The sequence below is a fragment of the Porphyromonas pasteri genome (genome assembly GCF_014647755.1).
Taxonomy (GTDB): domain Bacteria; phylum Bacteroidota; class Bacteroidia; order Bacteroidales; family Porphyromonadaceae; genus Porphyromonas; species Porphyromonas pasteri.
In genome coordinates this window covers 99,228-112,972 of sequence record NZ_BMPU01000006.1, presented here as the reverse complement: position 1 = coordinate 112,972, position 13,745 = coordinate 99,228, and the positions used below count along the sequence as shown (strand labels likewise).

The window sequence follows — 13,745 nt, the reverse complement described above, 5'->3', positions numbered from 1 at the left end:
GCTACGTTCGGTTGAGATAAGTGCTGAAAGCATCTAAGTACGAAGCTTGCCTCAAGATTAGATCTCATTAAGGGTGGTTATAGACGATGACCTTGATAGGCTACAGGTGTAAAGGCGGTGACGTCATAGCCGAGTAGTACTAATTGCCCGAAAGTTTTTGCCAAGAGGTTGTATACCGACTTAGCGATACGTGAGTGAGTATCGTGCGTTTTTATCAAGTCAATGATTGTCTAAATACAGAGATATTTAGGTGGTTATAACGTTGGGGTTCCACCTCTTCCCATTCCGAACAGAGAAGTTAAGCCCAATCGTGCCGATGGTACTGCGTTTCGTGGGAGAGTAGGTAGCCGCCATTTTAAGAAGAGTGGGTGTGATTACGCAAGTGATCACACCCACTTCGTTTTATGCAAGGTAATGATGATGCAGTGAGCTTGCTGCTTGCTACCATTCCATTTACTGCTATTCCGCTTGCTATGCCGTAGCAAGGCGCGATGTAGCGAGCGATGAGATAGCAAGCTATGCAGTAATACTACAAAACGATCGATGGGGTAGGGTGATGGAGCCGATGAGGCTTCGTCACCCTATCGTCGTTTATACGTCTATCGGATGAAGGCACCTGCCCTCGATGCTTCGCCTTAGCTGCTTGCCTTTATCTGCCTTTTCCCTTTGCTGAGGGCATACCACTCTAATTCTCTGAAATGAACCAGTAGTGGTTGCTTTCCCGACCAGTAGCGGTTACTCTATGTTACCACTACTGCTTCGTATCGTGACCTGTAGTGGTTGCTTCGGCGACCAGTACTGCTTCGTTTGGGAGGTATGGGCTCTGGTCTTGCGCTCTCATCTACGCTATCGCGTGAGGCTGTCGTCGGGAGGGAAGAGCTATCCTCTCGGTAGGACACGATAGTCCGACCATTATATAATGCAGCACGCGCCCGATGGAAGTCCCATAGGGCGCGTGCTGCGTGTACTTTTATTGAAGGAGGAGGGGAGAGAAGCCGAGGGGGCAGCTTGCTCGCTATTCGCCTCGGGAGAGGGAGAGGAGGCGACGGATGGTATTGAGGTTGCGTGTGGTGCAGGTTACACCGAGGTAGCGCTCCAGAGCATTGTTGGTGAGACGAGTGTTCTTATAGGTCTTTGGGGCGTATATGTAGGCACAGCGCTCGGTGAGGTGAAGGGTAGCCTCTTCGCCCCAAGTCTTCTCGGCGAGCTCTTGCAGGCGGTCGGCTGTGGGGCGCTCCATGGTCATGGTGAAGAAGATGCGGCTGGCATCCAGGTCGTCTGCGAAGGGAAGACGGTCTACCCACGCCTGCAGCTCTTCGGGTAGGAAGACGAGTGCCGCGAGGTCTGCACCGATGCGCTCCTTGATGAGGTCATGGATGCGCTGGCTAAGTAGATCTTTGGGAAGGTCGCTAAGTAGAAGGATGTTCCCACTCTGGATGTAGGTGCGTACACGTTCGAAGCCAGCCTCTTCGAGGTGCTGGCGTAGGATAGCCATCTTGGGGATGCTATTCTTTCCGCTGGGCATGACGCCACGTAGAAGTATGATTTGCTCTTGCTTCATTGAAAGGGTAGAGGCTGTTGGAATAAGCCTTTCCGAGCGCAAAGGTAGCCCTTTATAGTGGTATGGAGTGGGATTGTAGGGGTTGGAATCTACCATCTTTTGAGGCTCAGCTGGTGGATATCTTTCGGGAAGTTGGGATAAAAGGCCTACCTTTGTAGCGGAAATGCTCGGGAGGTGCTAAGCCTATGGCTCGCCTTCACCCGAGCAGACCAAGACCGATAACTATTTTACATCACCCTTAAATTCGATTTTGACGATTCATTTATGAAGACTCTTACCGTCTCGCTCCTGAGCGCGCTGTGCCTTGCTGCACCTGCATGGGCAGGACAGCATTCGCCTGCCGACTCCGTTCGTCATCTTGAAGCTGTCGAAGTGACAGCACGCCTGCGACAGGAGCAGGGGATCAACCCGCTGGGGGTCCCTGCCAAGAAGCTCCCTCTTACGATTAGTTCGCTTGCGGACTCTACCCTCTCCCTTCGCGCTATCACGCAGGTCAAGGACGCTCTGCGCTTCGTGCCTGCCGTGCAGATGAAGTCCAGCTACGGCGCTTTCCGTGAGATCTCTGTCCGTGGCTTCTACAACACGGTCTACATGGTTGACGGAGTTCGTGACGAACGCTCTACGCTGAACTCCTATCCCTTAGGTGACCTCTACAATGTCGATCAGATCGAGGTGCTCAAGGGCCCTGCTTCGGTGCTCTATGGCTATGCTGCTACGGGTGGCGTCGTGAACGTCACGCGTCGCGTCCCTACGGAGAAGTTTATCCTCGGTGCTCACGTCCGTGGTGGCTCACTGGGCTACTTCGACCTGGGTGCAAATGTCGGGGGGAAGATCACTGATGGTCTGCACTTCTACGCTGGTGGCTTCCTCTCTGGAGGCAAGCAGTGGCGCTCTACGAATGACAAGAACCGCTCGCTCTTCGCGGCTCTCAGCTATACGAAGGGGATTCACAACCTCATCCTGCGCCTCGAAGGTCGTAATGACTTCTACGGCACTGATACGGGTCTCCCCCCCGTCATGGAGGCCGATATGTATCGCGTGAGTGATGATAAGCTCTACCTCAAGAAGGGTGAATTGCTTCCAGGTCTCAAGCGCGAATGGCGCTACAACGATGCTTCGGACTTCATGTACAACCGCGCCTACAATGGTAGCCTCAAGTACACGCTCTCGCTCCCCTCAGGCTGGAAGCTCTCCGACTACGTGTCCTATGCCTACGATGATATCGACTACTTCAGCACGGAAGAGCTGACCTATCCTACGAGCGCTACGGCTGGTACGAAGTACGGCTACTATACGAAGGATGAAGCAGGGAATAAGACATACTACGATCTGGATCACGTCCAGTTCACCTTCCCCCTGCGCTTCGAGCACATCGCTAAGACGCTGCAGAATACCGTCGATCTGACGGGTAGCTTCTCTCTCGGCTCGGTGAAGAACAACCTGCGCTTTGCCTATAGCACGACCTATATGCAGCGTACCACTTATACGGGGTATAATGGGACGGACGTCCAGGGGGGAGGCCGTACCTTCGATAGCGATGGGGAAACGCTCACCTTCTCGGAGAACACGACCTACAACCCCAGCTTCAATGGGCACATCAAGACGACACTCTCTAAGGCCTCGCCTCAGCACACGTGGGTCCATGGCTTCGCGCTCTCTAATGTCTTTGAGTTCTCGGAGAAGATCAAGGCCATGGCTGCGATCCGCTATGATCACTACAGCTACCGTCATACCTCAGGTCTTGCGATCAAGGATGGTAAGCATAGCTATGATGATATCGCTCGTGATAAGTATAACAAGAGTTCGGACGACGCTATCAGCTATCGCCTCGGTCTCGTCTACCAGCCCACGGAGGCGCTCTCCTTCTATACGTCGCTGGGTAGCTTCTATATCCCCGACAAGACGACTACGCTGGATACGAATCGTCAGCGCTTCTACGATAAGGATGGTAAGCTGATCACGGGTCGCCGTGGTGGTGCTTACTTCGATCCTCAGTCGGGCTACCAGTTCGAGGTCGGCACTCGCTACACGCTCTCTGATGTGCTCCAGCTCAATCTCTCCGCTTATCATATCCGTCGCAATAACGAGCTTGAGCGTACCTCGGTGACAGAGCAGGAGAACGGCAAGCCCAAGCGCTATAGCATCGTGGCTCAGGTGGGTGCTACGGAGGGTAATGGCTTCGAAACGGATCTGACCTATCGCCCCGTGGCTGGTCTTGAGCTGGTCGCTGGCTATAGCTATACGGATATCCACGTAGCCGATGCCAAGGAAACAGCGGTGACTAAGCTATTGAACCTGCATGATGGTACGCCTATGAGCTGGGTACCCCGCAAGCAGTTCTTTACCTATGGGAGCTATGACTTCCAGCGTGGTACGCTCCGCAACCTCTCGCTGAACTATAGCCTGAGCTACCGCGATGCGATGTACTACAACGTAGCGCAGTCGCTGACCTTCCCTGCTTACACGCAGCTGGACCTCGGTGCTTCCTATCGCCTGCCCGCAGGCTTCGGCATCGCTGTACAGGTGCGCAATGTCCTCAATGCAAAGAACTACACCTCGGTGCTGAATGGTACGCAGCTCTTCCCCAACGAGCCTACCAATGCGCTGGTGACGCTGAGCTACAAGCTGTAAGCATCACTGCTTAGCAAATACCCTACGGGATAGCCCCCGCTCACGGACGAAGTGACGTCTGTGGGCGGGGGCTTCTCTTTGGCTTTGGGGTAGGGGAAAGAAGGGCTTGTATGTAAGGTGGTACGGACAGCTCTGCGGGAGTGTGGTGCGAAGCAATAGTTGTTTGAGACTGTTGCGGCAGAGTCCTGCCCTCTATGTAGAGTACTAAGGCTTCGCACGCCCAGCTCCCCGATATGCCTCTCCGAAGTGATCGGGCAAGTCCTTCGCCTTATCGCGCGTATTCCTCTTATCCAGCGGAGGAAAAAGAGTCCTACTCGTGAAGAAAAAAGCGTCTTCCCTTAGTGGTATTCTTCTATCTACGCACGTAGTCTTAAAGACCAGGCACGTAAATCCAAATATCCACGTATGTAGATATTAGAGCCACGTACGTAGACCAAACTTATTTGCCACTCGTCCACAACTTTTATCCCTACGCGGAGCAACAACCTAATATAGGTCACTTCACAAAGCTATATAGGAATCAGTCCAAAGCTATATAGCTTTCTTAGCCATCCTATATAGCTCTACCCTCGCACCATATACCTATTCTGAGACCATTGTGTAAGCTGTGAAGAGGTGGCCTTGCGCAATGGTCTCTACGTATTATAAACCAGCGCCCCCACGTAGCGTGTATCTATGGTACACACTACGTGGGGGCGCTCTCTTTTACGTTACTTCTATAGAGAGGTGGGAGGTGCGGGGAGGTCGGATGGCACGCATAGAATCTGCGTCGATGGAAAGCTGTATCTTTGTATCAATTTTTGAACTACCTTGGGATGGGGTGTAGCCGCACTCGGCCCGCCGCTCCTCCCGACGACGATATAATATAGACGCTGTATGAGCCATAAGTTCCCTGAATACGATAACCTCCAGCTCTCGGGGGTCAATAAGAAGGTACTGGATCAGTGGCAGGAGGAAGACCTCTTTGCCCGCACGCTTGCCCTGCGCGAAGGCGCGCCCTCATTCGTCTTCTACGAAGGGCCTCCCTCGGCTAATGGGATGCCTGGTATTCACCACGTCATGGCGCGCTCGATCAAAGATATCTTCTGCCGCTACAAGACGATGAAGGGATTCCGCGTCGACCGCAAGGCCGGCTGGGATACCCACGGTCTGCCCGTAGAGCTCGGGGTCGAGAAGGCTCTCGGCATCACGAAGGAAGATATCGGCAAGAAGATCAGCGTCGACGAATACAATGCTGCTTGTCGCCGTGAGGTGATGAAGTACACGCAGGAGTGGGAGCAGCTCACCCGCCTCATGGGCTACTGGGTGGACGTGGATCACCCCTATATCACCTACGACAACCGCTATATCGAGACCCTCTGGTACCTCCTCAGCGAGATCTATAAGAAGGGCCTCCTCTATAAGGGCTACACGATCCAGCCCTATTCGCCTGCTGCAGGTACGGGGCTGAGCACGCACGAGCTGAATCAGCCTGGGTGCTATCGTGATGTGAAGGACACGACGTGTGTCGCACAGTTCCGCATCATCGACCCACGTGCTGAGCTGACGGGCCATGGTGAAGCCGTCTTCCTCGCTTGGACGACGACCCCCTGGACGCTACCCTCGAATACGGCTCTCTGCGTCGGTCCTGAGATCGACTACGTAGCCGTCCGCTCCTTCAACCCCTATTCGGGTGCGCCTATCACGGCCGTGGTAGCTCGTGCACTCCTGCATACGCTCTTCAGCAAGGAGCACGAAGGCGAAGAAGCCCTCGCAGCCTATCAGCCTGGTGACAAGAAGCTCCCCTACGTCATCGTCGGCGAGTGGAAGGGTAAGGACCTCGTAGGCATGCGCTATGAGCAGCTCCTCCCCTGGATGCGTCCCGATGGGGATGCCTTCCGCGTCATCGCTGGCGACTTCGTCACCACGAGCGATGGTACGGGGATCGTGCATATCGCACCTACCTTCGGTGCGGACGACAACAAGGTGGCTAAGGCCAGCGACATCGCAGGGCTGACCGTCCTCGATCGTGATGGCAATGTGCGCCCCATGGTCGATATGCAGGGCCGTCTCTTCCGTCTGGAGGATATGGATCCCGCCTTCGTCAAGGACTTTGTCAACGTAGATATATATAAGGAGTTCGCGGGGCGCTACGTCAAGAACGCCTACGACGACACGCTCACCGATCAGGATGAGACGCTGGATGTGACTATCGCACTGCTGCTGAAGGGCGAGGGTCGTGCCTTCAAGATCGAGAAGCACGTGCACTCCTATCCCCACTGCTGGCGTACGGACAAGCCCGTACTCTACTACCCGCTGGATAGCTGGTTCATCCGCACCACGGCTTGCCGTGAGGAGATGATGCGCCTCAATGATACCATCAACTGGAAGCCCGAGAGCACCGGTACGGGTCGCTTCGGTAAGTGGCTGGAGAACCTCCAGGACTGGAACCTCTCGCGTAGCCGCTACTGGGGTACGCCTCTGCCTATCTGGCGCACCGAGGATGGTCGTGAAGAGATCTGTATCTCATCCGTCGAAGAGCTCTACCACGCCATCGAGCGCTCGGTAGAAGCTGGCTTCATGACGGCTAACCCCTGGAAGGACTTCACCCCAGGGGTATATACGCAGGAGAACTACGATAAGATCGACCTGCACCGCCCCTATGTCGATGATATCATCTTAGTCTCACCCTCGGGCAAGCCCATGCGTCGTGAGACGGACCTCATCGACGTGTGGTTTGACTCGGGTGCTATGCCTTTCGCACAGCTCCACTATCCCTTTGAGAATAAGGAACTGCTCGACAGCGGTCGTGCCTTCCCCGCGGACTTCATCGCCGAAGGGGTGGACCAGACGCGTGGGTGGTTCTTCACGCTCCACGCTATCGCTACGATGGTACGTGGTACGAATAGCTACAAGGCGGTCATCTCTAACGGGCTCGTGCTCGATAAGAATGGCAACAAGATGAGTAAGCGTCTGGGCAATGCTGTCGATCCCTTCGAGACGATCGAGAAGTATGGCTCTGACCCCCTGCGCTGGTATATGATCAGCAACTCGTCGCCTTGGGACAACCTGAAGTTCGACGTCGAGGGTATCGATGAGGTACGCCGCAAGTTCTTCGCGACGCTGTACAATACGTATCAGTTCTTCGCGCTGTATGCGAACCTCGATGGCTTCGATCCTACGGCTCGTGAGGAGCTCCCTTACGCTGAGCGCCCCGAGATCGACCGCTGGATCCTCTCTACACTCAATAGCCTCATCCTCGAGGTCGATAGCGATCTGGAGGACTACGAGCCTACGCGTGCCGCTCGTGCTATCGGCGACTTCGTCTCCGAGCAGCTGAGCAACTGGTACGTGCGCCTTTCTCGCCGCCGCTTCTGGGCTGGTGAGATGACCACGGATAAGCTCTCCGCCTACCAGACGCTCTACCGCTGTCTGGTCACGGTGGCTCGCCTCATGGCGCCCATCGCTCCCTTCTACGCTGACCAGCTCTACCGCGACCTCACCAGCAAGGGTACGAATGCTACGGAGCACTCAGTGCATCTGGCTGACTTCCCCACCGCTTGCCGAGAGGAGATCAACGAGAGCCTGGAGCGCAGTATGCACCTGGCACAGAGCATCTGCTCGATGGTGTTGGCCCTGCGTCGTAAGGTCAATATCAAGGTGCGTCAGCCCCTGCAGCGTCTGATGATCCCCATCGTCAACGAGGCCGACCATCAGGCTATCCTGCCCGTCGTGCCCCTCATCCTCAGTGAGGTGAACCTCAAGGAACTGCAGTTCGTCACCGACGGCGAAGGCGTGCTCGTCAAGCGTATCAAGCCCGACTTCAAGAAGCTCGGCCCACGCTATGGCAAGATCATGAAGGCTATCGCTGCTGTGGTGGCAGAGTTCACGCAGGACGAGATCGCTACGATCGAGCGCACTGGTCAGATCGACTTCACAGTCGAAGGGGCGCCTGTGACGATCCTCCGCGACGACGTCGACATCTATTCAGAGGATATCCCTGGCTGGCTCGTGGCCAACGAAGGCACGCTGACCATCGCTCTGGATATCACCGTGACCGATGAGCTGCGCCTCGAGGGTACGGCTCGTGAGCTGATCAACCGCATTCAGAACCTGCGTAAGCAGAGCGGCTTCGAGGTCAGTGACAAGGTACGCATCCTCCTGCCCGAGGACGAAGAGCTCCACCGTGTGCTCAGCGTCTACTCGGCTTACATCGCTAAGGAGGTGCAGGCTGTCTCCATCGAGCAGCAGACAGGCTTCACACCCACGCTGGAGCTTGATCTGGACGAACGTATGATCCCCATCTATATAGAGAAGGCAAACTAACACACGGGCAGGGCGGGTGTACTCTTCCGCCCTGCCTATAATTCAGATAACTATACAATGAGTGACCAGAAGACTTCCTACACAGACGAGGAGCTCCAGGAGTTCCGTGAGCTTATCATGCAGAAGCTCGAGCAAGCTATCCGCGATTACGATCTCCTGCGTGAGAGTGCCGTCGACTATCAGAGCAATGACGTAGCCGACACACAGCCCACCTTCAAGGCAGTCCATGAGGGCGCTGCTTCCCTCTCCAAGGGTGAAGCAGGTCGTATGGCTGAGCGTCTGCTGAAGTTCATCCACAATCTCCAGGCAGCCCTGCGCCGCATCGAGAACAAGACCTACGGCATCTGCCGCCAGACCGGTAAGCTCATCCCCAAGGAGCGTCTGCGCGCTGTGCCTCATGCTACGCTCTCTATCGAGGCGAAGCTCCAAGAGAAGAAGTAAGCCCCCACGCGACTGATGACAAGAAGCTCCAAGACGGCCCTCTGGACGACGGCGTTTATCGTCCTCCTACTCGTCATTGACCAGGCCTCGAAGATCTGGGTCAAGACTTCGATGGTCGAGGGGGAGATGCACGAGATCACCTCGTGGTTCAAGATCTACTTCGTCGAGAACGAAGGGATGGCCTACGGGATCACGCTCGGTAGTAAGCTCCTTCTGACGCTCTTCCGTATACTGGCGATGGGTGCAGGGGTGTACTATCTGGTGCGTCTGCTGCGCCTGCGCCGCTTCTCTCTCGGCTTCTGCCTGACGCTTGGTCTCGTCATCGCTGGTGGACTTGGGAACGTCATCGACTGCCTCTTCTACGGGGAGATCTTCTCCACGAGCCGCGGGGTAGTGGCACAGCTCGTCCCCTGGGGCGAAGGCTACGGCACCTTCCTGCATGGCAAGGTGGTCGATATGCTTTACTTCCCCATCATCCAGACGACTTACCCCTCGTGGAGTCCTATCCATTCCGGTGAGCAGTTCGTCTTCTTCAGTCCGATATTCAACTTCGCTGATGCCTGCATCTCTGTAGGTGTGGCGCTCCTGCTCCTCTGCTATCGCCGCACGTTCTCCACGGCGCTGGATACCCTCTTCCCTGCAAAGGATAAGGATACGTCTACGGAGACTGATACGGAGGAATAGCTTAGTCGTCTTGCCCTATGTCGTCTCGCTTCACCCTGCCCCATCGCAGCCTACTGAAGGCCCTCGTGCTGGCGCTTCTCCTTGTCGGGGGGAGTGCCTGCGGTGGCTCTAAGGGGAAGTGGAAGCAGATCGACCTCAAGACGGTCAAGGAACTCCTGCCTGAGATGCTCACGGCAGAGGCTTCCTTCAACCAGCGAGGCCTCGAGGATAGCCTGCGTATCGTTGGCTTCCAAGCCATCCTTAGCCGCTACGGCTATACGCTGGCAGACTGGGATAGCTCGCTCGTCTGGTACGGACGGCATCAGATCGTCGAGTATCAGAAGCTCTATGAGCACGCTGCTCTGGTGCTGGAGTCCCGCCAAGCGACGCTGCAGGTACGTGTCGATAGCCTTGACCGCATCGAGCGACGTCGCAGCCTGTGGGAGGCGCACGATATTGACTCGGTGAACCTCCTGCGTGATAGTGCTAGCCGCTACCTCGCAGGGAGCTACGTCGAGCGCTCCTTCGCTCTCGAGCCCAGCGTCAGCTATACGAGCGGTACGGAGCTCCGCTTCATCGTCCGTGTAAGCGGGGCATCTCCCTCGGCACTTCAGCTCCAGCTCCGCCTGCAGTATGCGGACTCTACGCAGCAAGCCGAGACCCTTCCCTCCCTACATCCTGGCCTCAACCAAGTCGCCATCACCATACCCAGTGGTAAGACGATGCGTGCGGCTTATGGGCTGCTGCGCGGTCGCCTCCCCAAGAGCAAGAGCCCGCTCTTCGTCGTCGATAGCTTCAGCCTTGTCCGCTATACGGGTGCAGCTCCCGAGCCTACACCCACTCCAGCCGACGAGCCTCAGGCTGAGGAGCCCGCAACGGAGCTGTCTGGCGATGACTTCGCTACGGCTCTCTAATCACTCCGTATGTCCCTCGCACCCCGGCCACGCTATGCCAGCCACCACCTGCGCCTCGGGCGCTGGGTCGCTCACTCGGTCCTCATCGAGGAGTACTCGCCAGGGAGCTTCATCTTAGCTCCCTTCGTCGGCGAAGGGGAGCGCACGATATTCCTTTCAGGTACCATACATCTCATTTCCCCCACCTGCCCCTTGAGTGAAGGGGCACCTCTCGAGGCTGATAGCCTCACCCTCCTACAGCAGGAACTCAACAGCCACACGGGCTGGACGCTCCAGCTCCCATCCGATGATGGGCGGTAGTCGCATCAGCATCTACACAACAAGCATATCACCATAGCACTATGTCACACGAATCAGTACGCGTTCGCTTTGCTCCCAGCCCTACGGGAGCGCTGCATATCGGCGGTGTCCGCACAGCTCTCTATAACTATCTCTTCGCGAAGGCTCACGGCGGTGAGCTCCTGCTGCGTATCGAGGATACGGATAGCCAGCGCTTCGTCCCAGGGGCGGAGGCTTATATCATCGAGGCCCTCGAGTGGCTCGGTATCCGCTTCGACGAAGGCGTGAGCTATGGTGGGGACTGCGGCCCCTATCGTCAGAGCGAGCGCCGTGATATCTACCGCAAGTACGTCCAGCAGCTCCTCGATGCGGGTAAGGCTTATATCGCCTTCGACACGCCCGAGGAACTGGAGGAGAAGCGTAAGACGGTAGCGAACTTCCAGTACGACGCTACGACCCGTACCTCGATGCGCAATTCGCTCGTCCTGCCACGTGAGGAGGTCGATGCTCTCATCGCAGGCGGTGCGCAGTATGTCGTCCGCTTCCTCGTCACGCCCGATGTAGAGGTCGAGGTCGACGATATGATCCGTGGGCGCGTGACCTTCAATAGCTCCGTCCTCGATGACAAGGTGCTCTACAAGAGCGCTGACGACCTGCCTACCTACCATCTGGCGAACATCGTCGACGACCATCTGATGCGCATCACCCACGTCATCCGTGGTGAAGAGTGGCTGCCCAGCGCACCGCTGCACGTGCTTCTCTACGAAGCCTTCGGCTGGCGCGACACGATGCCCCGCTTCGCTCACCTGGCACTCCTCCTCAAGCCCGAGGGCAACGGCAAGCTCAGTAAGCGTGACGGCGACCGCCTCGGCTTCCCTGTCTTCCCCCTGCGCTGGGTCGATCCCAAGACGGGCGAGGTGTCCTCTGGCTACCGCGAGAGCGGTTACCTCCCCGAGGCTGTCGTGAACTTCGTCGCACTCCTCGGCTGGAACCCCGGTAATGATCATGAGGAAGTCATGAGCATGGACGAGCTGATCCGCTACTTCCGTATCGAGAAGTGCAGCAAGGCTGGCGCTAAGTTCGACTACGAGAAGGGCAAGTGGTTCAACCATCATTATATCCAGACCTCCAGCAATGAGCGTCTGGCTGCCCTCCTGCGCCCCAGCCTCGAGGCTGCAGGTATCACCTTCGATGCAGACTATGTAGCTCGCGCCATCGCCCTGACGAAGGAGCGTGCTCAGACGCTCCCCGAGCTTGAGGAGCAGATCGCTTACTTCTTCACCGCCCCCACGGCTTACGATGAGAAGACCGTGAAGAAGCGCTGGAAGGAAGACAGCGCAGCCCAGCTCACCGAGCTCGCTGCACTCCTCGCCACCCAGCCCGAAGACCTCCCCAGCGAAGCGACCGAAGAGGTCGTCAAGGCTTGGATCGAGGAGAAGGGCTACGGCCTCGGTGCGGTGATGAACTGCTTCCGTCTGGCACTCGTCGGTGCTGCTAAGGGTCCCCACCTCTTTGATATCACCGCACTGCTCGGCCGTGGAGAGACCCTCCAGCGTCTGCAGCGTGCTATCGAAGTCCTGGGCTAAGCGGGTCGTACCCACTGCATGAATCCTCTATATAGCTTCGCTGGCATAGCGGCCTCGGCGCTGCTGCATCTGGTGGCCCCTTTCCATCGGAAGGCTCGTCTCATCATCGAGGGGCGTCGGGAGACTCCTCAGCGCCTCAAGGGGCTCACGGCAGATCGTCCCGTGGTGTGGTTCCACGCCTCGTCGCTGGGAGAGTTCGAGCAAGGCCGTCCTCTTATGGAGGCGTGGCGTAAGGCGCACCCCGAGTATCAGATCCTGCTCTCCTTCTTCAGCCCCTCGGGCTATGAGGTGCGTCGGGACTATGCTGGGGCAGATGTCGTGGTCTACTTGCCTTCGGATCGCTCCTCATCGGTACGTCGCTTCCTTGATCTGGCGCACCCTACGGTAGCTATCTTCATCAAGTATGACTTCTGGCCTACGATGCTCAGTGAGCTGGCTACGCGCTCTATCCCTACCTACCTCGTCTCGGCGATCTTCCGCCCCGACCAGCTCTTCTTCCGTAGCTACGGAGGCTGGTACCTGCGCCTGCTGCACCTCTTCCGCCGTCTCTACGTGCAGGACGAGGCTTCGCGCACGCTTCTTCTGGAGCACGGTATCGAGTCGGTCAAGGTCACAGGGGATACGCGCTTCGACCGTGTCGAGGAGATCGCCCGTGCAGCGAAGGATATCCCTGCGGTAGCGGAGCTCTCTCGTGGTCGTCGCCTCTTGGTCGTCGGTAGCTCGTGGCCCGAGGACGAAGCTATCCTCCTGCCTTACTTCAATGAGGAGGCTCCCGAGGACTTCGCCTTGGTCTTGGCACCGCATGAGATCCACGAGGAGCACCTAAGAGCTATCGAGTCGGGGATCAAGCGTCCGTCCATCCGCCTCTCCGAGTATGACGAAGCGAAGGGTCTACCTGAGGGCACAGCCTGCATCATCATCGACTGCTTCGGCCTGCTCTCCTCGGTCTACCGCTACGGCACGTGGGCTTATGTAGGCGGTGGCTTCGGCAAGAGCGTGCACAATACGCTCGAGGCTGCGGTATATGGTATCCCCGTCTTCTTCGGCCCAGAGATCCACAAGCACCGTGAGGTGCGCGAGCTGGTGCGCCGTGAGTCGGGCTTCATCTTGCACGATCGGGCGGAGCTCTCGCAGCTCCTCCAGCGCTTCTCCTCGGAGGAAGAGTGCAAGGCCCTTGAGGCACGTACCCGTGCTTACTTCAGAGAGGAGTGCGGTGCTACGGCAGCTATCCTCGGCGATATCCTCCCCAGCGAATAAGCCCTATACCTATATATATAAGCAGCGCCCCCGAAGGTCATCCTTCGGGGGCGCTGCTTTTTGGTGGAGAGAAGAGAAGCTAACTGATGGGGAGATTGGTAGAGGCAG

The 13,745-nt window shown here is 57.0% G+C and carries 9 protein-coding genes and 2 rRNA genes; 10 read left to right on the top strand and 1 reads right to left on the bottom strand.

Going from position 1 to position 13,745, the window contains the following annotated elements; all coding sequences use genetic code 11:
- A 23S ribosomal RNA gene (locus IEX77_RS08420) occupies positions 1 to 164 on the top strand; the annotation flags it as partial.
- A gap of 82 nt (positions 165 to 246) precedes the next feature.
- Positions 247 to 356: ribosomal RNA gene (rrf, locus tag IEX77_RS08415) — 5S ribosomal RNA — on the top strand.
- 659 nt (positions 357 to 1,015) lie between these two features.
- Here the strand turns inward: rrf and IEX77_RS08410 are convergent.
- Positions 1,016 to 1,561 (bottom strand): DUF1697 domain-containing protein, encoded by a 546-nt coding sequence (locus tag IEX77_RS08410; RefSeq protein WP_188808531.1) that lies wholly within the window; start codon positions 1,559 to 1,561, stop codon positions 1,016 to 1,018.
- A gap of 264 nt (positions 1,562 to 1,825) precedes the next feature.
- Between IEX77_RS08410 and IEX77_RS08405 the strand changes: the two genes are divergently transcribed.
- From IEX77_RS08405 to IEX77_RS08370, 8 genes are all read left to right on the top strand, one after another.
- A complete protein-coding gene (locus IEX77_RS08405) occupies positions 1,826 to 4,192 on the top strand; it encodes a TonB-dependent receptor (RefSeq protein ID WP_188808530.1) in 2,367 nt (788 codons plus the stop codon).
- Between the two features lie 876 nt (positions 4,193 to 5,068).
- Positions 5,069 to 8,497, top strand: a complete 3,429-nt coding sequence (gene ileS / locus IEX77_RS08400) for an isoleucine--tRNA ligase (RefSeq protein WP_188808529.1) — start codon at positions 5,069 to 5,071, stop codon at positions 8,495 to 8,497.
- 57 nt (positions 8,498 to 8,554) lie between these two features.
- Entirely contained in the window at positions 8,555 to 8,938 is a 384-nt protein-coding gene (locus IEX77_RS08395; RefSeq protein WP_060935719.1) for a TraR/DksA family transcriptional regulator, read from the top strand.
- A gap of 15 nt (positions 8,939 to 8,953) precedes the next feature.
- Complete coding sequence (locus tag IEX77_RS08390; protein WP_188808528.1) at positions 8,954 to 9,622, top strand: lipoprotein signal peptidase; 669 nt, start codon at positions 8,954 to 8,956, stop codon at positions 9,620 to 9,622.
- Positions 9,623 to 9,639: 17 nt separating this feature from the next.
- Positions 9,640 to 10,515 (top strand): DUF4296 domain-containing protein, encoded by an 876-nt coding sequence (locus IEX77_RS08385; RefSeq protein ID WP_188808527.1) that lies wholly within the window; start codon positions 9,640 to 9,642, stop codon positions 10,513 to 10,515.
- A gap of 9 nt (positions 10,516 to 10,524) precedes the next feature.
- Positions 10,525 to 10,815 (top strand): hypothetical protein, encoded by a 291-nt coding sequence (locus IEX77_RS08380; RefSeq protein WP_188808526.1) that lies wholly within the window; start codon positions 10,525 to 10,527, stop codon positions 10,813 to 10,815.
- A 41-nt stretch (positions 10,816 to 10,856) separates the two neighbouring features.
- The gene (gltX, locus tag IEX77_RS08375) at positions 10,857 to 12,380 is read left to right on the top strand and encodes a glutamate--tRNA ligase (protein WP_188808525.1); all 1,524 of its coding nucleotides are present in this window, start codon (positions 10,857 to 10,859) and stop codon (positions 12,378 to 12,380) included.
- An 18-nt stretch (positions 12,381 to 12,398) separates the two neighbouring features.
- Positions 12,399 to 13,637: a 3-deoxy-D-manno-octulosonic acid transferase gene (locus IEX77_RS08370; RefSeq protein WP_188808524.1), complete on the top strand. Its 1,239-nt coding sequence runs from the start codon at positions 12,399 to 12,401 to the stop codon at positions 13,635 to 13,637.
- Positions 13,638 to 13,745: the final 108 nt, after the last annotated feature.